Origin of the sequence: Clostridium sp. (genome assembly GCF_036646415.1) — a bacterium.
Classification (GTDB): domain Bacteria; phylum Bacillota; class Clostridia; order Clostridiales; family Clostridiaceae; genus Clostridium_J.
Map to the genome: position 1 here is coordinate 1 of NZ_JAVXMF010000009.1, position 24,836 is coordinate 24,836.

Annotated in this window: 25 protein-coding genes and 1 pseudogene; 6 read left to right on the plus strand and 20 right to left on the minus strand. The window is 28.8% G+C overall.

The features are described from left to right. The 3 genes and pseudogenes from RSD37_RS07975 to RSD37_RS07985 all read left to right on the plus strand — a co-directional run. Nucleotides 1-371, plus strand: a pseudogene (locus RSD37_RS07975) (hypothetical protein); the annotation flags it as partial. Further along, nucleotides 368-1,117, plus strand: a complete 750-nt coding sequence (locus tag RSD37_RS07980) for a hypothetical protein (protein WP_346946193.1) — start codon at nt 368-370, stop codon at nt 1,115-1,117. The pseudogene RSD37_RS07975 and the gene RSD37_RS07980, both read left to right, overlap by 4 nt. An 11-nt stretch (nt 1,118-1,128) precedes the next feature. Then, a complete protein-coding gene (locus tag RSD37_RS07985; RefSeq protein ID WP_346946194.1) occupies nt 1,129-1,524 on the plus strand; it encodes a YxeA family protein in 396 nt (131 codons plus the stop codon). 67 nt (nt 1,525-1,591) lie between these two features. Here the strand turns inward: RSD37_RS07985 and RSD37_RS07990 are convergent, their stop codons facing one another. The 16 genes from RSD37_RS07990 to RSD37_RS08065 all read right to left on the minus strand — a co-directional run bounded on the left by RSD37_RS07990 (nt 1,592) and on the right by RSD37_RS08065 (nt 16,062). After that, the gene (locus RSD37_RS07990) at nt 1,592-1,975 is read right to left on the minus strand and encodes a hypothetical protein (RefSeq protein WP_346946195.1); all 384 of its coding nucleotides are present in this window, start codon (nt 1,973-1,975) and stop codon (nt 1,592-1,594) included. 35 nt (nt 1,976-2,010) lie between these two features. Next, a complete protein-coding gene (locus RSD37_RS07995; protein WP_346946196.1) occupies nt 2,011-3,060 on the minus strand; it encodes a YdcF family protein in 1,050 nt (349 codons plus the stop codon). A gap of 192 nt (nt 3,061-3,252) precedes the next feature. Then, on the minus strand, nt 3,253-4,044 hold the full coding sequence (locus RSD37_RS08000) for a histidinol-phosphatase HisJ family protein (RefSeq protein ID WP_346946197.1): 792 nt from the start codon (nt 4,042-4,044) through the stop codon (nt 3,253-3,255). 128 nt (nt 4,045-4,172) lie between these two features. Further along, nucleotides 4,173-5,819 carry an ABC-F type ribosomal protection protein CplR gene (cplR, locus tag RSD37_RS08005; RefSeq protein WP_346946198.1) on the minus strand — a complete coding sequence of 549 codons (1,647 nt, stop codon included), beginning with the start codon at nt 5,817-5,819 and terminating at the stop codon, nt 4,173-4,175. 398 nt (nt 5,820-6,217) lie between these two features. Further along, the gene (locus RSD37_RS08010) at nt 6,218-7,267 is read right to left on the minus strand and encodes a spermidine/putrescine ABC transporter substrate-binding protein (RefSeq protein WP_346946199.1); all 1,050 of its coding nucleotides are present in this window, start codon (nt 7,265-7,267) and stop codon (nt 6,218-6,220) included. Nucleotides 7,268-7,272: 5 nt separating this feature from the next. Then, nucleotides 7,273-8,055 (minus strand): ABC transporter permease, encoded by a 783-nt coding sequence (locus RSD37_RS08015; protein WP_346946200.1) that lies wholly within the window; start codon nt 8,053-8,055, stop codon nt 7,273-7,275. Continuing rightward, complete coding sequence (locus RSD37_RS08020) at nt 8,049-8,882, minus strand: ABC transporter permease (protein ID WP_346946201.1); 834 nt, start codon at nt 8,880-8,882, stop codon at nt 8,049-8,051. Before RSD37_RS08020 ends, RSD37_RS08015 begins: the two co-directional genes overlap by 7 nt. Nucleotide 8,883: 1 nt before the next feature. Beyond that, nucleotides 8,884-9,933, minus strand: a complete 1,050-nt coding sequence (potA, locus tag RSD37_RS08025) for a spermidine/putrescine ABC transporter ATP-binding protein (RefSeq protein WP_346946300.1) — start codon at nt 9,931-9,933, stop codon at nt 8,884-8,886. A 116-nt stretch (nt 9,934-10,049) separates the two neighbouring features. Further along, nucleotides 10,050-10,589 (minus strand): XRE family transcriptional regulator, encoded by a 540-nt coding sequence (locus RSD37_RS08030; RefSeq protein WP_346946202.1) that lies wholly within the window; start codon nt 10,587-10,589, stop codon nt 10,050-10,052. Nucleotides 10,590-11,108: 519 nt separating this feature from the next. Then, nucleotides 11,109-11,390, minus strand: a complete 282-nt coding sequence (locus tag RSD37_RS08035; protein ID WP_346946203.1) for a hypothetical protein — start codon at nt 11,388-11,390, stop codon at nt 11,109-11,111. 31 nt (nt 11,391-11,421) lie between these two features. Then, nucleotides 11,422-11,859, minus strand: coding sequence for a type II 3-dehydroquinate dehydratase (gene aroQ, locus RSD37_RS08040; RefSeq protein WP_346946204.1), 438 nt, complete (start codon nt 11,857-11,859; stop codon nt 11,422-11,424). A gap of 147 nt (nt 11,860-12,006) precedes the next feature. Then, complete coding sequence (gene aroE, locus RSD37_RS08045) at nt 12,007-12,819, minus strand: shikimate dehydrogenase (RefSeq protein ID WP_346946205.1); 813 nt, start codon at nt 12,817-12,819, stop codon at nt 12,007-12,009. Nucleotides 12,820-12,866: 47 nt separating this feature from the next. Next, on the minus strand, nt 12,867-13,145 hold the full coding sequence (locus RSD37_RS08050; protein WP_346946206.1) for a chorismate mutase: 279 nt from the start codon (nt 13,143-13,145) through the stop codon (nt 12,867-12,869). 167 nt (nt 13,146-13,312) lie between these two features. After that, entirely contained in the window at nt 13,313-14,254 is a 942-nt protein-coding gene (locus tag RSD37_RS08055; RefSeq protein ID WP_346946207.1) for a patatin-like phospholipase family protein, read from the minus strand. 103 nt (nt 14,255-14,357) lie between these two features. Next, a complete protein-coding gene (locus RSD37_RS08060) occupies nt 14,358-15,260 on the minus strand; it encodes an alpha/beta fold hydrolase (protein WP_346946208.1) in 903 nt (300 codons plus the stop codon). 148 nt (nt 15,261-15,408) lie between these two features. Then, the gene (locus RSD37_RS08065) at nt 15,409-16,062 is read right to left on the minus strand and encodes a pentapeptide repeat-containing protein (RefSeq protein ID WP_346946209.1); all 654 of its coding nucleotides are present in this window, start codon (nt 16,060-16,062) and stop codon (nt 15,409-15,411) included. A gap of 249 nt (nt 16,063-16,311) precedes the next feature. Between RSD37_RS08065 and RSD37_RS08070 the strand changes: the two genes are divergently transcribed. Beyond that, nucleotides 16,312-17,220, plus strand: coding sequence for a patatin-like phospholipase family protein (locus RSD37_RS08070; protein ID WP_346946210.1), 909 nt, complete (start codon nt 16,312-16,314; stop codon nt 17,218-17,220). A gap of 60 nt (nt 17,221-17,280) precedes the next feature. Here RSD37_RS08070 and RSD37_RS08075 read toward each other — a convergent pair whose 3' ends face one another. The 4 genes from RSD37_RS08075 to yeiL form a co-directional block, all read right to left on the minus strand. Beyond that, nucleotides 17,281-19,377, minus strand: coding sequence for a GGDEF domain-containing protein (locus RSD37_RS08075; protein ID WP_346946211.1), 2,097 nt, complete (start codon nt 19,375-19,377; stop codon nt 17,281-17,283). Nucleotides 19,378-19,521: 144 nt separating this feature from the next. Continuing rightward, a complete protein-coding gene (locus RSD37_RS08080) occupies nt 19,522-20,895 on the minus strand; it encodes an MATE family efflux transporter (RefSeq protein WP_346946212.1) in 1,374 nt (457 codons plus the stop codon). 196 nt (nt 20,896-21,091) lie between these two features. After that, on the minus strand, nt 21,092-22,240 hold the full coding sequence (gene rsgA, locus RSD37_RS08085) for a ribosome small subunit-dependent GTPase A (protein ID WP_346946213.1): 1,149 nt from the start codon (nt 22,238-22,240) through the stop codon (nt 21,092-21,094). Between the two features lie 378 nt (nt 22,241-22,618). Beyond that, entirely contained in the window at nt 22,619-23,314 is a 696-nt protein-coding gene (gene yeiL, locus RSD37_RS08090) for a transcriptional regulator YeiL (protein ID WP_346946214.1), read from the minus strand. A gap of 375 nt (nt 23,315-23,689) precedes the next feature. Between yeiL and RSD37_RS08095 the strand changes: the two genes are divergently transcribed. Continuing rightward, nucleotides 23,690-24,112, plus strand: a complete 423-nt coding sequence (locus RSD37_RS08095; protein WP_346946215.1) for a DMT family transporter — start codon at nt 23,690-23,692, stop codon at nt 24,110-24,112. Nucleotides 24,113-24,241: 129 nt separating this feature from the next. Continuing rightward, entirely contained in the window at nt 24,242-24,694 is a 453-nt protein-coding gene (locus RSD37_RS08100) for a DMT family transporter (RefSeq protein ID WP_346946216.1), read from the plus strand. Nucleotides 24,695-24,836 lie beyond the last annotated feature (142 nt).

Genomic DNA, 24,836 nt, shown 5'->3' on the forward strand with positions numbered 1-24,836 from the left:
GATATGAAAGCTTCGCTTTCATATCCCGTTACGCCCTTGCTTGGCGTACTCAGGGTATTGCAGATATTAGAAATCTAGTAAAAAAACTAAATCACAAATATGGAATGACAATCATTGTTTCCTCACATATATTGGGGGAGCTTGAACATACTGCAAATAGGTTTGGTATTGTGCATGAAGGAAAAGTATTACGTGAAATTACTCTGGATGATTTGAAAAGTGAATCAGATACTATTCAAATAAGTGTAAGTGATTTATGTAAAACTAGAGAAATTTTAAAGTCAAATAACATTAAAATTTTAGATGAAAAATCTTCCACCAAAACTTTAGAAGATTATTACTTTGAACTTGTGGGAGGGAAGATAAAATGATTAATTATATTTTAGCTGATATTCGTAGAATTAGTCGTAAACAATCATTTATTTATACACTGGCTGGATTTATTGGATTGTTTCTCTTAATGATTTTTATACTTTATAATCCAACATTTAATGAGAATGAATACCTTGAAAGAACAAATACGTTTTTAGGTTTCTTTCCATTAGTCTTAGGACTTCCTATTTTTTCATCAGTTTATTATGATGATTTTAAAAGCAAGGCTATGCAAGTTGCTATTGGATATGGAATTTCAAGAAGTAAAGTTGTTTTTACAAAAATTATGGAAGTAGTTATACTTTCACTATTGTCTGGCCTATTGTTAGGGATTGTAATTTTAGTTATTCCAATATCTTTAAAAATGTCTTTATCAGGTTCTCAAATATCTGAAATCATTTTAGGAGTTGGTTCAGAAACATTAAGAATTATTGGATATATCAGTATGTCAACTATATTAGTTTATTATTCACAAAATGCAATGATGGGTACTATATTTTACGTTCTGCTATCATCTAACACTATTATGATAATTGTCTCTACTATTTTAGGACAAGATTTTATTGTAAATTCCATAGGAAACTTGAATGAATTCATGTATACAATAATTTTATATAATGAAAAAATATCTTTCATAGAAACAGGAAGTTTTAACTTTTTAAACATAGTTGGAATTTTAGTATATATTATATTGCCTACCATTATTGCAATGGCAATATTTAAGAAAAAAGAATTAGAATTTTAGGAGGAATCACTATGAAAAAAACAATAGGAATAATCGCTACTATCATAATAATTGGAGCTATAGCATTTTGGGCAAAAGGATACTACAATGATAGGTATATTACATCAGATACATATTACACTCAAGTACCATTAAATGAAGTAAATGAGGATTCATGGTTAGTTGATGATAAAGGTGTAAAACAAGAAAAAGGAAAAGAATATAATTTAATTGGATTTAATAAAGATGGAAAAGAAAGAGAAGTTCATTTTACCCAACGAGGTACTGCTGAAGATTATTATAAAGCAGGAACTTATATTAAAGTAGATGTAAGTAAAACAATTGAATTAGGTTCAAATGCAATTGAAAAGCAAAATGTTCCACAAATGGCTCTAGAAAAAATTAATGAAAAATGTACTATAAAATAGATAGTAGGTATCAGCTTTAAATTAAGTTGATACCTATTTTTCTATTAAATGGTCTAATAAACCATATTTATTTATTCTTACATATATTCATTTCTAATGGAATTAGTAATGAAACTGCAAATATAGTTAATAATAACACCAATGCTGATGATCCAACTAAATATTTATCTGAATATACAAATTCCTTTACTACCGGTAATGCCTGTTCACCATAATGCTGAATACTTCTATCATTAACATTTTCATAAAGTGAAAATTTATTATTCCTCTCCATCTTAGACCCAAGTAAGCCCACTTCTTCACCATTTTTTCCATCTATTTTTGCATAGATATTATTTATAGTTTGTAGGTCTTTGTATTTATCTGGAACCCCTTCATAAGTAAACATCTCAGGTTCAAGACCTAGTTCCTTTAACTCACCTAATATGTATTCTCTAACAGCAAAAAACAACACCCATCTTTAATGGAATGTTGTTTTATATGTATTTAACCTACTATAGCAAAATGTTCAACAAAGGCTAATGCAATACCTATTGCTACCATAATGCTTACTACAATTAAATGTCTTTTTTTATACATAACTGCTATTGCGATATATTCTCTAATTAATGCATTTGGGACGAAAAACTTTGCAGTCTTAGAACCTATTCCTTGAGATTTCAATTCTGCCTTTTTAGCATAAATTCCTGCTCTAAATATATGAAAGTTATTTGTAACAAATATACTATTATATGCACTACTTCCTTTTATTTCTTCCATAATATTTTTAGAGAATCTCATATTTTGTAATGTATTTACTGATTTGTCCTCCATAATACAATCTTCCTCTGGAACTCCATTAGAAATTGCATATCTACACATAGCTAATGCTTCTGATATCTCCTCATCATTACCCTTTCCTCCTGAAAAAATTATTTTTGGAGGTGTAGTTACTCGTGCTTGATTTTTGTAAAATTCAATTCCTTTGTTAATACGACTAGCAAGTAACGGTGTAACTTTATCTTTATTTAATCCACATCCTAATACAATAACAAAATCTTGATTTAGCTTAGGTTTGTTAAATTGATATATTAAAGATGCTACCAAAAAGTTAAATATATCAATACAATAGTAGACCCCTATTAAGTAAACACAACTTAATATCGCATTTACCTCTTCTGAAAAAAATCTTTCTGGCCTAATAGCTGACCATATTACTATACCTATTAAGCCTATTGCTAAAAATAGTGTTAGCAAATTTGGAATACTTCGTCCTTCTTTCTTTATAACAATTTTTGCATTAATTAGTAATCCAACTATCAGTGCATAAATTGCAAAGAATAGGACTATTCCTAATATGATAACTATAATAAGTATAAAGCCAATTAAAACAGGATTTTGAGTTTTGAATGCATAATATGTTATAGTCATAAATAGTGACATTAAAAATACATTAAATAAAAACCCATTTATAAGTCTTCTTTTATCGATTAAAAATGATACAAGAAAAATAATTAATGTAACTATTGTAGTAATTGTAATAATTATTGCCTCCATATCTTAACAACTCCTTTATTTATAAATTCTCCAGTATTCTTTTCATTGTAATATTACTGTATCCTCTCAGTATAAGTCAATATTAATCTATGATAAAGTATTCCTGTCTCTAAACTCCCTTTTATCTTTGCATTATAAATACCTAACAATGACTTCCTCATTTACTTATGATAAGGCTCTCTATACCTAATTCTAAAGTATCTTATGAGCAACAGCCTTTCTATCCTTAAACGTAAATACATATTTAAATCCAAAGTCTCTTAGTGCTTTCAATGCTTCTTCGCAATATTCCCCTACATCTTCAACCTTATGAGCATCAGATCCGATAGTTATTATCTCTCCACCTAAAGATTTATATAGTTTTGTTATTTCCAAGGAATTAGCTCTATTATCATCCTTATTTCTAAATACAGAGGTATTTATTTCTATCCCTTTACCTCTATTTATAATTTCTTTAAGTATCTCTCCTATAATATCCCTATTGTATTTAAAGTCATAAGTTCCCATAGTTTTATATGCATATCTATTTAGTAAGTCTGGGTGAGCCGCTATATCAAAATCGCTATTCTTAACCATTTCATAAACATCATTAAAGTATAATTCATAAGCTTGCTTATAATGATAATTCTTAACTAAATCCCTAAGTCCCATGTTATTAATGTTATGTACTGATCCAAGGATAACATCAACCTTTATATCTTTTAATGCTTCCTCATAACCTTCCTTCATAATGTGAGGTTCACAAATTTCTATTCCTTTATAAATATTAAGCCTGTCCGAAAATTTTTCTTTCGCTTCCTCTATATCTTGTTGAAACCTACCAAAATCTATATATCCGTAAGTTTTCCTTATATCATTTACACAAAAGTGTTCTGTAAAAGCTAAATGCTCTATTCCCTTGTCTATAGCTGAAATACACATATTTTCTATGGTTTCCTTTGAATCAAATGAATTGTTTGAATGTGTATGAAAATCCTGTATCATAATTTTCTCCTTACCTTTTAATCTTATATCCTCATTATAACAAAATTTCGAACCAAAAGTTTCTTCTCCATATAAAAAAGCCATAGTTTTACCTATGACTTCTACTCTTAATCTAATTACTCATAATACTATATTTTCAACCTTTTTATCGCCTTCATCAACTCCATATATTCCTCTATCTTTTCCTGTTTCTTTTTTTCATCACATTCTAATGATATAAGAGAAATCAAGTGGGAGGATCTATTCTCTAAAACCATCAATCTCTCTTTATCTTCTCTATTTTTTTTATTATCCACAGGCTTATGCTTTTCCTTAATATAATCCACATAACCTCCATTAAACACCCTTATTGATTTATTTTCTATCTCAATGATATAATCACACACATTAGTTACAAACCTTTTATCATGGGATACAATGATAGCAGTCTTATCTGAACCTATTAATGCACCTTCAAGAGCTTCCATAGATTTAATATCTAAATAATTTGTTGGCTCATCCAGTATTAAAACATTATTATCTCCCAGTAGTATCTTGCAAAGCGCTACCTTTACCCTTTCTCCTCCGCTTAAAAGTTGAACCTTTTTATAAATTTGATCTCCTTTAAATCCAAAACCATCTAAATTTATCCTTATAAAACTTTCATCATAATGAGAATCTTCTTTAACATTGTCTAAAATAGTTTTATCTTCTTTTAATATATTTTGGTCTTGATCAAAATATCCTATAACTACTCTATTTGAAATTTGAATACTTTCATCATGGTCATTAATAATAGCTTTTAATAAAGTACTTTTACCACAACCATTTTCACCAATAAGAGCTACTCTCTTACCTCTTTTAATTTTAAAGGATACATTTTGCAAAAGATTCTTATCTCCTGCAACCAAAGTTAATTCCTTAACCTGAATCACATTCTTTGATATTATTTCTCTGCCCTCACTTACCCTTATCTTTGTTCCCCTAAGAGCTTTTGGCTTTTCCTTAACCTGTAGATGCTCAATTCTACTTCTTAAAGCTTTTATATTTGCATCCATATTTTTCTTTCCCTTTTGGTCACCCATCTTATGAAGTCGAGCCTCAGAATTCCCCATTCTCTTTGGAGCTTTTCTTATACCATCTCTTAATCCTTGTTTCTCTAAAATAGCGCCTTGAAGCCTTTTCTTCTCTCTAGTATAATCAAAGTACTCAGTCTCTTGCCTTTTTATCTCTTCCTTTTTCAACTCCACATATTTAGAGTAATTTCCATTATAAAACTTTAATTTACCGTCCTCTATTTCTACTATCACATTACATAATTCATCTAAAAATCCTCTGTCATGAGATACCAACAATAAAGCTCCATCATAAGTTTTTAGCATATCCGTAAGAGTTTTAATACTACCTCCATCTAAATTTGAAGTAGGTTCATCAGCTATTATTAATCTACTATTATCACTTAAAGCTTTAGCAACCTTTAATTTAACCTTTTCTCCCCCTGAGAGAAACTCCTCATATTCCTGAGGAGCTTTAAATAAACTTTTAACTGCCCCATCTTCACAGCTTCCTATATAATCTTCTCTTTGACTTATATAAGTATAGCTATCCTCTATAAAAATCTGTCCCTCTGAAATTTCAACTTCGCCTATCAATACCTTAATTAAAGTACTTTTTCCTGAACCATTTCCCCCCACTAATCCTATTCTATCTCCATATAGAATTTCAAGCTTATCTATATCTAAAATTAATCTATCTCCATAATACTTTTTAATCTTGTTCAATTTAGCTAATAACATAAAAAAAATCCCTCCTAAAAATATAGGCGAGATTATATAACTATACCGTAAAAAGGTAAAATCACCCTAAATATAGTCAATAATCTACGTCCTTAAATCTGAGCATAATAATTAAACCTACCTTAGGTAATAATTTCATTATTATACTTTCATAATTGGAAACTTAGATTATTTTCTATTCATTATAAAGTTACCTTTACCTTTCTTCAATTTACTATTATTATACTATTCATTATAACCGAAATCCACTAAATCATTTAAATTTTCAAACTATCCACAATTAACAGTCGATTTCGTTCTATTATAGGTTTTTCTGTGGATTATTTTATAACACCTGTGGTTATTTATCTCTCACTACTGTGCTTAATCTAAACTTAAGTAATATAATCACTTATATATTATTTAGATTTTATTTCAATCCATCTCTCATCATAAAGTTTGATTTTTTCTCCAAGATCTATGAAAGATTCACACTTATCAAGAAGACTCTTCTCCGGATAAGCAACTGGACTATTTCTTACCTCTTCGTCTAACATTTCAAGAGCTGCTTTATTTGGTGTAGAATACCCTATATATTCTATGTTAGTAACTGCATTTTCAGGATCTAACATAAAGTTTATAAACCTTTCTGCATAATCCTTATTCTCAGCATCACTTGGTATGCACATTCCATCTATCCACTTATTTGTACCAGTACTTGGTATTGCATAAGCTAGATTTTCATTTTGCTCCATAAGTGTAACTGCATCTCCAGAATAAACTATTCCCATAGCTGCTTCTTCAGCTAAAAGTCTATCCTTACCTTCATCATTAACATAAGCAAGAACTAAAGGTCTTTGAGCAATTAATAATTCTTTTGCTTCATCAAGTTCTTTTTCATTAACACTATTTTGAGAATAACCAAGCTTCATTAGTGCAATTCCCATAGTGTCTCTAACTGAGTCAAACATTAATATTTGGTCTTTGTATTTTTCATCCCATAATATATCCCAACTATCTACTGGCTCTGTAACTAGTGTCTTATTATAAAGTATTCCAAAAGTTCCCCAGAAGTACGGTACACTATACTCATCATTCTCATCGTAAGAAGGATTTTTAAAGCTTTCATCTATATTTTTATAGTTTGGAATGTTATTAAAGTCTATTTTTTGAATTAAGTCTTCATTTTTCATCTTCTCAATCATATAATCTGATGGAACTACTAAATCATATTTTGATCCACCACTTTTTACCTTTTGATACATAATCTCATTTGTATCATACTTTTCATATATTACTTTTATATCAGTTTCATCTTCAAACTTCTTAATTAAGCTTTCATCTATATAATCACCAACATTATATATATTTAAAACCTCACTTGAAGGCTTTGCGCCACAACCTGTAAGCATAGTCCCCATTAAAATTCCTGTACATGTTAATGCTATAATTTTTTTCAATCTTTTCATATTCATTATTCCCCTCTCACTATTGATTGCTTCTTATTAGATAATAGTAATAGTACTAGAACTGTTACAAACATTAAAGTTGTAAGTGCATTAATCTCTGGTTTAATTCCTCTCTTTGCCATGGAATAAACCTCAATAGATAAATTTGTTACACCATTTCCTGTATTAAAGAAACTTATAATAAAATCATCTATAGACATAGTAAATGCTATTAAAAAACCTGAAATTATACCTGGCTTTATCTGTGGAAGTATAACTTTTTTAAGGGTATACATAGGTCTGGCCCCTAAATCCATGGCTGCTTCTTCAATGTTTGCAGGAAGCTGCTTCAACTTAGGCAATACAGATAATACCACATAAGGTATATTAAAGGTTATATGTGCAAGTAACATAGTTAAAAATCCTAATTTCATATTAAAGAATATGAAAAGTATCATAAGTCCTATTCCTGTTACTATATCTGGATTTAATACTGGCAAGTAATTTATATTAAGAAACAAAGCTTTCTTTTTACCTCTCATTTTACTTATTCCAATTGCGCTTATTGTCCCTATAAAGGTAGCTATAACTGATGATATAACCGCTACTACCACTGTAGTTGTCAGTGCAGAAATTATCCTATCGTTATGAAATAACTGCTGATACCACTTAAAGGTGAAGCCTTCCCATTTTGCCATAGACTTAGAATCATTAAAAGAAAATAATGCTAGAGCAAAAATAGGGGCGTATAAAAATATAAATATTAAAACTAAATAAATATTAGATACTATTTTTTTTGATTTTACCACATTACTCCACCTCCCTTTTCATCCTCATCGGAGAATTTAGAAGTAAGTCCCATAAATAATAGGATTAATACCATCATAAGTATAGATACTGCAGAACCAAAGTTCCAATCTCCCACAGATGTAAATTGTTGTTCAATTAAGTTACCAATTAACATGTACTTACCTCCACCTAAAAGCTGTGAAATCACAAAGGTGGATACAGCTGGCATAAACACCATAGTTATACCTGATATAACTCCTGGCAAACTTAGTGGAAAAACAACCTTTGTAAAGACCTTTACCTTACCTGCCCCTAAGTCATAAGCTGCATTTATTAAGTCTTTGTCCATCTTTAATAGGGATGTATAAATTGGCAGCACCATAAATGGAAGGAAGTTATATACCATTCCAAGTAATACCGCTGTATTTGTATATAATATATCTACTCCGTTAAGACCTATCATTGAAAGTAAATTATTAAAAAGTCCATTTTTCCCAAGTATTGCAAGCCATGCATAAGTTCTAAGTAGAAAATTCATCCACATTGGAAGAATGAATAACATAATAAGTATTACTCTTCTGTGGCTTGGCCTCTTTGATATTATATAAGCAACAGGATATCCAAGTATTAGACATATCACCGTTGATTGCAATGCTAAGTTAATAGATCTCATAAATACTTTAATGTACAAAGGGTCCATAAGTCTTTGAAAATTAGCTAAAGAAAACTGAATACTTCCTCCAGTCTTATCTGTGAAACTAAAAAATACTATTAAAAGAAGGGGAACAACTATAAATAAGGAACTCCATATTACATAAGGATAAGCTAAATATGATTTTTTCTTCATTTTATTCCTCTCCTGATTTTTTCATAATATGGATATCCTCTGGATATATATCCATTCCAATTTCTGTACCTATATTAAAATTCTTAGTATTATGTAGAAGGAAGGTCATGCTCTTCTCCTCTACCTCTAATTCATAGTGAACTCCCTTAAATACAGATGATTTAACTGTTCCTTGTAAATGTCCTTCTTCTTTATTTACAATTTTTATATCTTCTGGTCTTATTACCACATCAATATCTTCATTTTTTTCAAAACCTTTATCAACACATTCAAATATATGGTTGCAAAACTCAACTTTAAAGTCATCAATCATTACTCCTATAGTAATATTGCTTTCACCAATAAATTTTGCTACAAATCTATTTCTAGGTTCATTATAAATATCCTCAGGTGTACCCATTTGTTGAATTACACCTTTATTCATTACAACCACTCTATCAGACATAGTTAGTGCTTCTTCCTGATCGTGAGTTACAAATATGAAGGTTATTCCTAGTTGCTTTTGAATTTTTTTAAGCTCTATTTGCATCTCTTTTCTTAACTTTAAGTCTAACGCTCCCAGTGGCTCATCTAACAATAATACTCTTGGCTCATTTACAATAGCTCTTGCTATCGCTACCCTTTGCTGTTGCCCTCCACTTAGTGAATCAGTTTTTCTTTTTTCAAATCCTTTAAGATCCACAAGCTTTAAAACCTCTGTAACCTTTTTATCTATTTCAGCTTTAGAAAGCTTTTTAATTTTAAGTCCAAAAGCTATATTCTCATAGACGTTCATATGAGGAAATAATGCATACTTCTGAAATACTGTGTTAATCTGTCTTTCATAAGGTGGTACACTATTTATCTTTTTATCTTCAAATATAATTTCACCTTCATCACAAGTTTCAAATCCAGCAAGAATTTTCAGTGTAGTAGTTTTACCACAACCACTGGGTCCAAGTAAAGTTACAAACTCATTCTTTTTAATATCTAAACTAATATTATCCAATACTCTAAGATCTCCAAAAGTCTTAGATATATTTTTAATTTCAATTATATTATCAACCAAAATAAACACCTCTTCTCCAAAATGATAATGTTATTATACTTTCATAGTGGATATGATCCTCATCTTATTACAGTTTACTTATCAATAAAATTATTTCATCATATCACTAGCTATATCTTTTAAAAGGACGGCGGAGTACTAACCCATATTACCGTAGCCTCAGTTTTTCCTGCATTTGAAATGTAGTGATTAGCTTTTGGTTTAAAATAAAAGCTTTCACCCTTACGTATCTTATAAACCTTGTCACCTAAGTGAAGATTTACAATTCCATAAAGTACAAGTCCAAACTCTTCACCTTCATGAGGTTCTTCCTCTTTATATCTTCCTGAAGGTTCTAGAATTAACATTATGGGCTCCATTTGATTTTTTTGAGCATCTGGAACAAGCCATTTTAATTTATATTTTAATTCCTCATCTTCGGTTTCAAACATATCATCATCTGTGAAACTAACTCGCTCATTGACCTTCTCACTGAAAAACTCATTTAAGTTTGTCCCCAGTATCTGTAGAATGTCCATAAGGGTTGCAATAGACGGTGATGTAAGATCATTTTCAATTTGAGATATAAATCCCTTAGATAATTCACATCTATTTGCAAGTTCTTCTTGAGTTAATTGCTTTTCTATCCTAAGCCTTTTAATCTTTTCACCAATTTGCATAATTCCACCTCCAATTTGTGTATTATATCTAAACTGAATGTTTACATTTACTAAACAAACAATACTAATTTTATATTTTTTGTATAGATAAATCAATGGATTTTTAAAATTTTATCAATTTTTTTTCTTTATCAACCTTTGAGTTTTACTTATATTCAGATATTTAGGTTTATATTAATATTTCTCATGTTTAGTAATACTAATTTTTTTTGTTATTTATGCACCTTTTCTTTTTTTATGATAATTTAAAATTTCTAATTATAATGACTTTAAATTTTTAATCTATTTGATTTATGTAAATTAATGTAATTATTAACATTTTCCACACTTCTATCCACAATTTAATCAACAGCTAGTGGATAACTTTAAAGTTATCCACCATTTTTCTGAATATTTTATCAACTTTATCCACAGCTTAGTTACTTTATGATTAATTATATAATCATCTGTGTTATCTTACTAAAAAATAAGAAGTTAGATATCTTATTAATCTAACTCCTCAATATATTATTTATTAATTTATCCTACATCTTCTGCAACATCAATTAATCTATCGAATTCTCTTATATCACTCCAGTCATATAAGTTAATATTCTCCTTTGAATGATATATTTTAAAATCTTCTATTGAAACTTTAATCTTTTCCTCATATTCAATAGTAATATATATATATTCACTATCACAAAGATTTAATTCTGTTACTTCTCCAAAAGAGATTTTATCATCACTATAATAAAACCTCACTCCACTTTCAGTTAGTCTTGTGTATAATTCTATTATTTTATCACTAAGACTGATCATATCTTTTCCTCTTTTCTTAGATTATTATTACCTAATTTCTAATAACATTTTCTAGTGCACTTATAGCCATAATATACCCGAATTCTCCAAATCCACATATCTGCCCTATGCAAGCTGAAGCTGTTACTGATTTATGTCTAAATTCTTCTCTACTATGAACATTAGATAAATGAATCTCTACAGTATTTATGCTAACACTTTTAATTGCATCGTAAATAGCATAACTATAGTGGGTATATGCTCCTGGATTAATTATTATTCCATCATATTTCTCATAATAAGCTCTTTGAATAAAATTAATAATTTCTCCTTCAATATTACTTTGAAGTAATGTTATTTCATGACCTAGTTCTTCTCCTGTTTTCTTTATATAGTCTTGAATTTCATTAAAATCTTTAGTTCCATATATATTTTTTTCTCTTACTCCTAAGAAATTTAGGTTAGGTCCATTAATTACCATAAACTTCATAACCTTCACCTCCTATGTTTTATTTTATAGTTCTTTTTATAAACTCATATCTTACAGAAGATTTTTAAAACGAAAACTCTATTTATCCCTTATGTTAATTTTATATTAAAAATCTAATATTTCGTATACTTTTAACTAATTACCAAATTAACTAAATTCTCTATTTAAAATCTCATAGACATCCTTAATTACTCTTTCATCTATAGCTCTTTTTTGCCAAATCTCTTGAGCCTTTACACCTTGACCTATAAGCATATAAAGACCGCCAATAGTTTTCTTGCCCAGAGCCTGCCCCTTAAACAAAAATTGTGTCATTGATGGATTATATATTATATCCACAATAGTATCAAAGTTTTTGATAATATCCTCATCTACTGGTGATACATCTTCCTTTGGAAACATCCCAACTGGTGTTGCATTAATTATGATATCACCTTTAATATTCTTAAGTTCATCATATCCTATTAATTCAACTCTTTCATCACTTATTTCCATAGGTTTCTCTGGATTTCTACTTACTATATAAACTTTATTTACTCCATTGTCTAATAAATAATACATAGCACTCTTTGTCGCTCCACCGTTTCCTAAAATAACTACAACTTGATTTTCTAGTTTAACCTTATGTACCTCTAACATATATCCAAATCCATAATAATCAGTATTATATCCGCATAACTTATTATCTATAAGTGATATTGTATTAACAGCACCTATACGTTGTGCTTCTGGTGATATAACATCTAAGTACTGAATAATCTCTTCTTTATAAGGGATTGTAACACTTGATCCCTTTATTTTTAAAACCCTAAAGGCATCTGTAAAGTCCTTCAAACTACCTTTTGGTACTTCAAATAGTTTATATGCTCCTTCAACTTCAATAGCTTCAAATATTATCTTATGTATTCTTGGAGATAAGCTATGAGATAGTTTTTCCCCTAATAATCCGTAAAAATCCATTACACTACTCCCTTTAACTATGAATTCAAGCTCATGTATTATATCTTTTATTTATGTTTTTTTATTATAGTATGTTGAAGATTTCTACTTAATTCCATAAGATTAAGGAAGAATCTTCTTGCTAATAAATCATACTCCTTATTTTTTAAATTATCTACATTTTTTTCTATAACTTCTGACTCTCTATCCTCATTATATATAGGAATGTTATTTTCTTTTTTATAATTGGCAACTCTTATAGATACATCTAGTCTTCTTTCAAACAAAGTTATAAGTTCTCTATCTATTTCATCAATCTCTTTTCTACATTGTTCTAATTCACTCATTTTTATTACCCCTAACCTTATATAATTTTACTATATCCATATGAATTTCATGGTTTATATATAATAATATCACTTATGTATATATCTTTTCTAGTGAAATAAAATAGGATTCAACTAAGAATCCTATTTTACTTGTTTTATTTACTGAAAAGAGAATAGCTATTCAACTACCCAATTTTTTTATTAAGTATCATATTTTTTATTTCTTTTTTCTTTTTCTCCCACCAGTTATATTGTGTTTGATCATTTAATTTTTCCTTCAAAGCTTTCTTTTCTAATTCTTCAATATATTTATATCTAGCAATTTCAAAAATAGGTTCTAAAAGATTTTTAGTATCCCAATACCCTCTCTGAATTCTCTTTATTTTCGCTTCATCATCTAGATTTAATAATCCTTCTAAGATTTTTGTTTCCATATCTGATGGTATTATCTCAATTATTTTAGCATTAGGAAAATCCGCTCTATTTACAACTCCATCTTTAGATAGTAACACTACTATTATGATGTCACAGCTATCTTCATAAACTGGTTTTATAGGCGTATTATCTATAAGTCCTCCATCTAAGTAGGTTTTTCCGTAAATCTCTTCACTTTCATATATCATAGGAATACACGCCGTTGCCATTAATATACTTTTTACTACAGAATCTTCATGATCGTTGAGTTTAAAGTACTTTGCTGTAAATTCTGGCATTTCGGTACAAGATACATAGCAATTTATTCCTGTTTTCCTTAACTTTTCTATATCAATATATCTATTTATAATGTCTGTAGCTCCATCTCTAGGTACATTTCCCTGTTCTAACTTACTTGACATATATTTTTTTGCAAACCCCATAGTTCTGCTTCCTACAGCTAATGTTATTCCTTTTTTGAATAATTCTTTATTGTTAATTGGAAGCATTTTTTCTATAGTAACTTCTTTCCATAGTTTTTCTGCCTCTTCAAAATCATCTTGTGCAAATAAAGCTGCATTAAATGCTCCTATGGAAGTCCCTGAAACTGCTTTAATATATTTATCTATACCTAACTCTTTAATAGCTTTCCATACCCCAAGTTCATAGGCACCTTTCCCTCCACCTCCAGATAACACCAAACCAACTCTCATTTTTTCTTCATCCCCCTATGTGAATAATTTTAATTATAATTCTACATATAAATTATAATCTACTTTTAAACTTACTAAATATAAACTCCCTATAAATTTATTATTATATCATTAGTAAAAATTCTTTAACCTCTTTCTCATATCTTGCTATATTAGTGGAATAGCAAGTATTATGCATAGCTTCTGGTATTATATATAACTTTTTAACTCCACTCTTTACATTATACATATTTATAGACATATCATATGGAACAAGCTCATCTTTTGTTCCATGTATAAACATAATTGGAGTATTATTTTCCTTAATAACTTCTATGGGATTTATTGAATCCATAATAAACTTACATTTTTTCTTAACTTCATGTGTAACTAATTTATAAAAAGGAAATACAGGAATCATGTATTTTTTTAGCTTAACCTTAATTAATTCTGCCCCATTGGAATATGGTGCTTCTGCTATAATAAACTTAACTTTATCCCGTCCTATAGATGAATACATAAGTACTGTTGCAGCACCCATTGAATGTCCATGAATACCTATGAAGCTATTAGACCCTAGCTCTCTTTTCATAAGATTTACCCATAAATCCAAATCTTCACACTCATAATATCCATAAGTAGCATATATACCTCCACTTTCTCCATGTCCTCGTTGATCTACTAACAAAATATTAAATTCTTCCTTAAGAAAAAAATCTATGTACTGACAAGACCTATAATGATTTGCTGTATATCCATGTAATACTATTATCACTTTATTTGATAATTTATGACTACTTAGATAATATCCTCTAAGGTCATATCCTTCTTTACTTTTTATCATTAGCTTTTTAAACTCTAATTTTCCGTATTCATCCAAGGTGTGAAATCCCATATCTTTAAGGACATTAAATATATAATCCCCACTTGGTTTCTCACCTAAAACCATATAACTAAATATACAAGCTGTAATTCTAAATAAAATTAGTGCTACAATCATTAAAATTGCTATAAAAACTATAGTCATAACCTACACCTCAGCTCCATAGTATTTGGTTCTCTTAATAAATAAAAAACTTGTATTTATATACAAGTTTTTTATCATTTTACCTATTATAGCAATTCCCTATTTATTAAGTTTATAATACATTTTGAAATAAATATTTATATTTTTACTATTCTTTAATAACAATTCCTAGAATTCTAGAAAGTGATAGTGCTTGAAGAGGTGATACTATAATTCCATATAAATCTTTGACTTCACCAATTAAGCCTTCTATATCACTTTTAGTAAAATCAATACCCTTTACCGTCGCCTTTGATATATCTACTTGTCTCATGTCCACATTTTCAAACCTTACATTAATAAGCTTAGTATTTTCAAAGCTACCATTATTAAAGGATGAATCCGTAAAGTTAACATTTTTCAAACTTGCAAATGCTATATTTCCATAGTCACCATTACAATCTTTAAAGGCAACATTTTGAAGCGTAGCATCTGCCAAGTTAATGCCTATTATCTTACAATTTATTATTTCTACTCTATGGATAATTGCATTACTAAGGTCTGCATTAGATAAGTCACAGTTTTCAAATCTTACATCTGTTAAGTCTAGAAATCTGAATGACACATCTCTAAAATTCACATTTTTAAATAAAGATTCTGAAATACTTACATGTTCGGCTCTTTCTTCGTCTATATCACAATTACAAATCATAATCTCACTAAAGTAATCCTCATTTTCAATTCTTCTGTTTAGTGACTGAACTTCCTTTAATTCACTTGGAATTTTTGGGGTTGAAATCTTGTTTAATTTTTTTTTATCCATATACTCTTTAGTTAAAGTAGCCTAATCTATAAACTACACCTAAAGTACACCACCTTTTATAGTTTCTCTTTATTATATATAAATCTTAACTTATACTTCCTTATAATTTTATCTTATATGATTATTATACTTGGTTTTATAGCAATATGTAAATAAAACTATAAAAGGAAGTATTCTCAAATTATTTCTAATCACATCTCAATCCTATAATTAATACATTAATTATATAACAATAAATGGAGGTATTTTATGTCTACCTTTAGAATTATTGCATTTGATGGAGGTGGAATTCGAGGTGCGCTATCAACTCGTATCTTAAAACGCATTTGCATTAGATATCCTGAGTTATTAACCTACACTGACTTATTCGCTGGAACATCCACAGGAGCTTTAATTGCTCTTGCTCTTGCTTATGGAAAGGATGGAAACTATGTGGATAGTCTCTATAATTATGAGACCATAAAAAGTGTCTTCACACCATCTCACTTGAATCTCTTTAGACCTAAGTATAATAATAAGAATCTTAAAAATATGATAAGCTCTGTATTCCCTGAAGACTTAGTTTTAGGAGATTTAAAAAAATATGTATTTGTTCCTTCATTTAATGTAAAAGGTTTTTCTTCTGACAACTGGCAATCTGTATTTTTTAACAATCTTTCTCACGGTTCAACTTACTCTTCTAGGGTTATAGATGTTGCTCTGGCAAGTTCTGCTGCCCCTACCTACTTTCCTTCTTATAAGAACTTTATAGATGGAGGTGTTATTGTCAATAGTCCAACTGCAGCCTCTATGGTTTCTGTGATGAAAACACTTAAACCCAAACATTCACTTACGGACTTTAGAATATTATCTATCGGTACAGGTATGACACTTAACCAAGTTAAGGCTGATACAACTTCTTGGGGTGCCCTTCAATGGATGTTAAGTCCTACGTGTAATGTAACAACTCCGCTGGTTTCAATACTCTTAAATGATACTCCACTAGAAGATTTATACTGTAAAGAACTCCTTGGATACAATTATTTTAGGATTAATCCTATACTAAGATATAAAATTTCTCTAGATGATTATGAAAAGGTCCCCCTTATAAAGAATGCTGTGGATGAATTAGACCTTACAGAGACCTTCAAATTTATAGAAACTTATTTCTTAAGATAAACATACTTTTAAAATAAAGGAAGCCCATGAAGTTATTTAACATCATCAGCTTCCTCTATTTTATATATAATTTTCATACTCAACTATTTTATTTTTACCTTCTGCTTTAGCTACATATAAAGCTTCATCTGCAAACCTTACACATTGTTCAATATTTTCCTCATTCCCATCGTAGATAAAAATTCCTAAGCTTGCAGTTACATGTAAGTTTTCTATAATTTCATCGGAAATATTACACTTCTCAATAGTTTGTCTTATGTCTTCACCAATTGAATACGCCTTGCTTCTACTAATTTCAGATAAAATAATTAAAATTTCTTCCCCACCGTATCTTCCACTAAATCCATAATTTCCAACTTTATCATTGATTATACTTCCTATCAACTTTAACACTACATCTCCAGCGCTATGACCATATCTATCATTTATATTTTTAAAATTATCAATATCTATCATTATAGATGCTAATTTAGTGTTTGATTCACTGCACTTCTTAAAGGCTTTTTTACCCTGTTCAAAAACTTCGTTTCTAGATAAAAGCCCCGTCAAATAATCATGTGATGCAAAATATTTAGTTTGATTATATAAATAAGAATTTTCAAGGGCTATAACCACATATGATGCTAGTATCTTTAATTTATTTAAATCATTTTCTGTATAAGTATCTTTTTTATAGCTTTGCACATTCAAAAATCCCTTTACTTTATTTTCAATCATAAGAGGACAATACATTGTAGCTCGAGTATCATTTGGAGTGTGTTCTTCACTAATTTTAGGTACATAATTTACATATTCTTTATATAAATCATTAATTAGCAACGTAGTTTTATTTCTAACACAATATGCTCCAAGACTCAATTCATCATGTATACTCACATTTTTCAGTGCTATTCTATTTCCCTTATCTATAAAAAGAGCATATTCTAATAGTTCTTCCGATTCATTTAATTTTGCAATTCCAACAACATCTACCTTCATAATCATTGATATTTCACTATGAGTATTTTCTAGTATATTATCAAAATTAAGGTCTGAAGTTATCTTTTGTCCTATAGTAGAAATTATTTTAATTTCATTATATAAAGATTTATACAAGTCTACTTCATGTTTCCTTCGTTCATTTTCAAAGTTAAGAAATTTTGTATTGTTATCATTATTATTTAACTTATTTTCAATAACATTATATTTTTCGTAACACTCAAGTGCCTCTTTATATCTTTCCATATTCTTATAACTAGTGTAAAGCTCATTATATATCTCTTTAATTAATAATATTCCATTTATTTCTTTTGAAATTTCTAGAGCTTTTAATAACTTTTCTACAGCCTTTTCTACATCTTTCTTACCACCATGAAATCTAGCCCAATCAAGTAAAGTATATGCATAAGTATCTTTACACTTTTCATTCATTGCTATATTTAGGGATTTTTCAAAATCTACTTCTGCTTGAATTTCATTTCCAAGTCTTGAATTAATTTTTCCTCTTATCCTCAAACTCTCACAGCCCATTACCCCATCACTATTTTTTTCAATAATTTCTATTGAATCATTAACAAACTTTAAAGCCTTATCTAAGCTTCCTATTTCACATTCAATTTCTGCTCTAATTTGATACATCTGTATTCTACAAATATCATTATTTTCATAATTTAAATTCCATAAATATTCCATAGCATTTTTTGCATCTACATATTTATTGGCTCTAATATAATTTAAACATATATTATTAATTATTATGACTATGTATTTTTCATCATTGACTTTGCGCGCTAGTCTCAGTGCGGTTGTACCATATTGTATGCTTAATTCATAAAATCCTATTTGAAAATAAGCTATCATTAATCCATTTGCTGTATATAATTGCCCTTTTTCATTTCCTCTGTCATAAAAAATTCTATATGCTTGAAGTTGATACTCTACACTTTTATCATATATACCATAGTCATTATAGTACCAACCTAAAAACCCCAAACTCCATGCCTTTCCAAGAAAATAATCTTTTTCATCACATATCCTCAAAACTTCTTCCATAACTCCTTTGGCCTGTTCAGGATCACTTATTATTTCTTTAGCAGACCATTGTTTAAAATATTCTATGTGCCCTTCATCAATTATAAGCCTATGAAAATCATCTGCAAACTCTGGATATTTGTGCATAGATTTAATGTCCCCCTTATAGATTTTATATAATTTAAATGTCCTTATATAAAATCATTCCCCTATTTTGTTTATTACTTTTAATATTTACGTTATTTATTTATTTATCTATTTATCTATTTACCTATTTATCTATTTATTAACTTAAGTTTCTATTTCTACTGAAAAATCTCTTGTTACATCTCTTACCCATTTCCCACTTGATACCCTTATTATTGCCACAAATGATTTTATTATTTCATCTGATTTAATGATAAAAAACACTGGAACAATAGGTAAATTAAATATTCTTACAGCTATGAATCCCCCAGGTATAGCTACACACCACATAAATAGAATATCATTTAAAAGCACAAACTTAGCATCTCCTCCACCTCGTAGCACTCCCATCATCATGTTAACTCCTAATGCTTGAAATACTACAACAATGGAAGTTACACTCATTATTTCCATTGCAATTAATTTAGTTGCTTCAGGAACATTGTAAAATTCTACAATTAATGGTCGTATTAAATATACTATTATACCTGCCATAACTCCCATGAGTATACTAAAAACTCCAATAGTAAATGCATATTCCCTTGCCTTATGTTTTTTACCTTCACCAATAGTATTTCCAATTATTACAGCCGTTGCATTAGATAATCCAAATATAAATACTGTTACAAATTGATGTGCTACACCATTTATACTATTAGCTGCTACAGTACTTGTCCCTAGTTCTGCTACAATTACAGCAATCATAGATGCTCCCGTAGACCATAGTAGTTCATTAAATAATACTGGTGTACATGTAGAAGCAAAGTCTTTAAATATAACTTTATCAACCTTAAGTAAATGTTTAGGCCTTAAATTTATTTTATTTTCAAAACACTTCATGAATACTAAAATTATTATGAATTCTGCAATTCTAGCTAGTACTGTAGCCATTGCTGCACCCTGTATTCCCATAGCAGGAACTCCAAATTTGCCAAAAATGAATATCCAGTTAAAAAAGGCATTTATAACTAGCGACACACTATATACCACCATAGATATTTTTACAGTTTTAACAGAACGAAGCATCATTATTGTACAGTTTGTTACTCCATAAAATAAATATCCTATGCATACTATTCTAAGATAACTAGCACCACCTTCAATTACTGCTATATCATTAGAAAATATACTCATAAACTCCTTTGGTAATACTGCTGCTATTCCTATAAATATAATTATTATAGCAATGGATACTCTATACATTATTGAAAGTATCTTATGTATTGTGTCTACATCCTTCTTTCCCCAGTATTGAGATATCATAATATTAGAACCACCTGCTAGTCCAAACATTAATATCATAAGTATAAAGAATAAGTTGTTTGCTATAGCTACTGATGATAATTGAACTTCTCCCAAAGATCCAACCATTATTGTATCAAGCATACTAACAGCAAAGGTAATTAAGTTTTGTATGGCTATAGGTATTGATATACTAAAAAGTAATTTATAAAATTTTCTATCCCTAGTTATTCTCATATTTACACTCTCTCCAATTTTTCAAATATTGTACAGTTATTATAACATATTCTTAGTAAGAAAATACCACAAATCCATTTTGTAGATTTATGGTATTTAAGTAATTTTGATTTATATATTAAATTTATATATAGTTTTTTATATTTCACAACAAATCAATCAATTCTTATCAATCTACTAATATAATCTAACCTTTTTACCTTTTACTTTTCCTGGCTTTTCTTTCATTTATGCGTTCTTTGTATTTCATTCTCTGCTCGTGATTGTGCAATTCTTTCTTTAGCTTTTCATAACTTTTAAACCTAGCCTCAGATAAGTCACCATTTTTGATTGCTTCCTTTATTGCGCATTTGGGTTCACTTTTGTGCTTACAATCTGAGAAACAACATTTCTCAGCTAACTCCTCTATATCCTTAAAAGTAGTTTCTATATCACCTTGACTTAACTGTAGTTCTCTCATACCTGGAGTATCTATAATTATTCCACCTCTTGGCATAATGAATAACTCTCTATGAGTAGTAGTATGTCTTCCCTTGTCATGTTCTCCAACTTCTTTTGTAATTTGAAGTTCTTCACCTAATAGCTTATTAATTAGAGTTGATTTTCCTACCCCTGAAGATCCAATAAAAACTATAGTATCACTAGTGTTTATAGTGCTTTGTACAACATCTACACCTTCCCCGGTTAATGAACTTACCGTTATTATATCAATTCCCAGTGTCACAATCTCAAGGTCTTTTAACTTTTCTTCGACGTCCTCACATAAATCAGCTTTAGTTAGTATTAAAATAGGTGTAGCTCCACTGTCCCATCCAATATTTATATATCTCTCTAATCTCCTAAGATTAAAATCATGATTTAATGACATGGTTATAAAGACTTTATCTATATTAGTAGCTAATACTTGTTCATCACTTTTTATCCCCGCAACCTTTCTACAGATTAAAGTTTTTCTAGGCAATACACCATGTATTATACCTTCTCCGTTTCCTGTATCCTCAAAAGCTACCCAATCTCCAACTACTGGATAATCCTTTTTATTAATTAATTCATATTGCAGTTTCCCTGATACACTTCCAGATACTTCACCATTATTAGTTATTATTTTATATAAACTTCTGTACTGTGTACCAACTCTTCCTAATGAATACTTACTAAAATTATCTTTCCAACACTCTTCTATTTTTTTATTAAATCCCATTTTCCTAAGGATGTCATAATCCTTAGTTTCTATTTTACTATCTATTTGTATATCTATTTTTCTCTCTATTATACATTCACCTTCACTTTTCATATTTTTATTTCCTTCTAGTTCTTCTTTAATACTTAAATTTTCTTTATTCAATATATCTGCCTCCACACAATTTTATTTTTGGGCGCCAAAAAGCCCTGGATAGTTAATGATAGCTACTCCAAGGCAATAAATTTAAATTTAGTATTTTTATCAAACTAGAACTTTTTTAATAATATTATTAAAAATCAATTAGTAGTAAATTTATTCTTATCATACTAATATCTCTTAATTATTTTGGATTATTCTAGATAAAAATCATATTAAAAATTCATATTTGGAGCAGCCGTATATAATATTTCATTTTTTCTTACTTCTTTTCTTTTCATCATAATACAACAACTCCCTTCAAATTTAATTTAACTTTTATTTTAATATAATACTATAATATCATAATAAAACTTATTTGTAAATATTTTCTTTTTATTATTTTTATCTATATAAATCTACAGCAAGTTCGCTTAATACACGCTCATCTACTACTTCATAATTAACTCCATCTTTTTTTAAAACTCCACTGTTAATTAATTTATTTAATGTTCTGAGAAGATGTCTATAGCTAGTTCCTAGTAGTTCACTGATCTCTGTTAAATTTTCATTAAACATCCAAATTTTTTCTCCACCTTTAATATCTTCTTCTTTAGTAACCATTATATAACTTGCTAATCTATTTTCTAAAGGATACAACAAATTAATAGAGCTATTCTTTGATGCTCTTTCTAACTTACTTCCTAAAGAATCACATATAACTCTTAAAAACTTTGCATCATTTAATAATTCATCCCTTACTTTATCTAAACTCAGCCCAATGCAATAAGTTTCTTCTATAACTTGAGTATTTGTTGTGGCCTTAGCGGAATTAATTAGTTCTAAATCCCCTAACATCATAAAAGGATAGTAGAAACATAATAACAATGACTTTCCATTTTCTAATCCTACATACACCTTAGCTTTTCCTTCCACAAAAAAGAAAAGGTAATCTATTGTTTCATCTGCCTTGCACAAATATTCGTTTGGTTTAAATAAAAATAACTCCATGTGTTTACTCATATCCTTACTGAAAATTTCATTAATATTATATTTATCAATGTACTTATCCATAAGTTTACGATTATTTACCTTATTCATAATATCATCCTATCTTTATTTTATATAAATCGCCTTCACATATACACTTAAGTATAGACAACTCCTTTAGCTTTATTATATGAGGTGACTTCTTCAATCTAAATATAAACTCCATATGTTCCCTTGAATTACAAGAATTAAACTTAAAATTCAAATTCTCACTTAACTATGACATATGTCATAGTACTTCTCAACTAAATTATGATAAATTTAGTTTATCAAGTGTCTGTTAGTTGTACTACTCCCATTTATTTGCTTGGGAGATAAGAACTATTACGACCCTGGATAAGTTATTCTAAGTTATAGATTTAGTCACTTTCCTTAATTAAACTTCATCTTAAGCTAAGAATCACTTCGTAATTGAAGGAGGTTAATATGTATAATTTTATTTCTATATTTTTAGGTGGTTTAATTGCACTGATGATTAGCGTTAATGGTATGTTATCTAACCGTATTGGAAACTATACCTCCAGTGTAATTATTCATGCAGTAGGTCTTATAGCAATGCTTTTAGTACTAATAATTACAAAATCAAAAATATCATTTAAGCAAAAACTTCCTATTTTTTTATATAGTGCAGGTGCTATAGGTGTATTCACAGTACTATTCACAAATCTTAGTTTTTCTATACTTGGTGCTTCATTAACAATTTGTTTATCATTATTAGGTCAAGCTATTTCATCTATGGTAATTGACCACTATGGATTACTTGGAATGAAAGTAGTTAAATTCGAAAATAAAAAAATCCTAGGTTTGATTATTATAGTTTTAGGAATCGTCATAATGACAATCGGATAATAGATAACTATATTTTAAGTAGTATTTCTTAATATTAAATTGCCAATCAACATTATCATAAAATATAGCCCTATATAAAAGGAGGTGAACTTTAGTGAAATTTCTTTATATTTTCACTAAAGATAATAAATGTTTTATATTGTAATTATAGTTTCAATCCTAGCTGGAGTATCTAATGTTATATCAAGAATTATAAATTCTAACCTAGCAAATGAAATTGGAATTTTTCAAAGTACATTCTTCAACTATGTGGTAGGATTGATTTTATCTATCATATTCTTAATATTTAGTAGTGAATCTATTTTCATACCTGCTAGTATCCGACAAAGCATTCCACCTATGGCATATCTTGGTGGTCTTATGGGAGTTATCGTAGTTGGTTTATCTAGTTACCTAACTCCTAAAATATCTGTATTTTATCTAACTTTATTTCTATTTGTAGGACAATTATTTGTAGGAATATTTTTAGATTTTATAACCTTAGGTGAATTATCCATAGGTAAAGTTTTAGGTGGTTTATTAGTTGTAACTGGACTAACTTATAACCTTATACTTGATAAGAAATCAGCAACTTCATCATAAAATGAATAATAAAAACAAGAAATGGAGTTTCTTGTTTAAGGAAACTTCACTTCTTATTTTTTCACATTTTAGCTTTTTATGTTTTTATGTTCTTCCACGGTTAAACCCCTCATATGACTAGGGTTAAACCGCCTAGATTAAA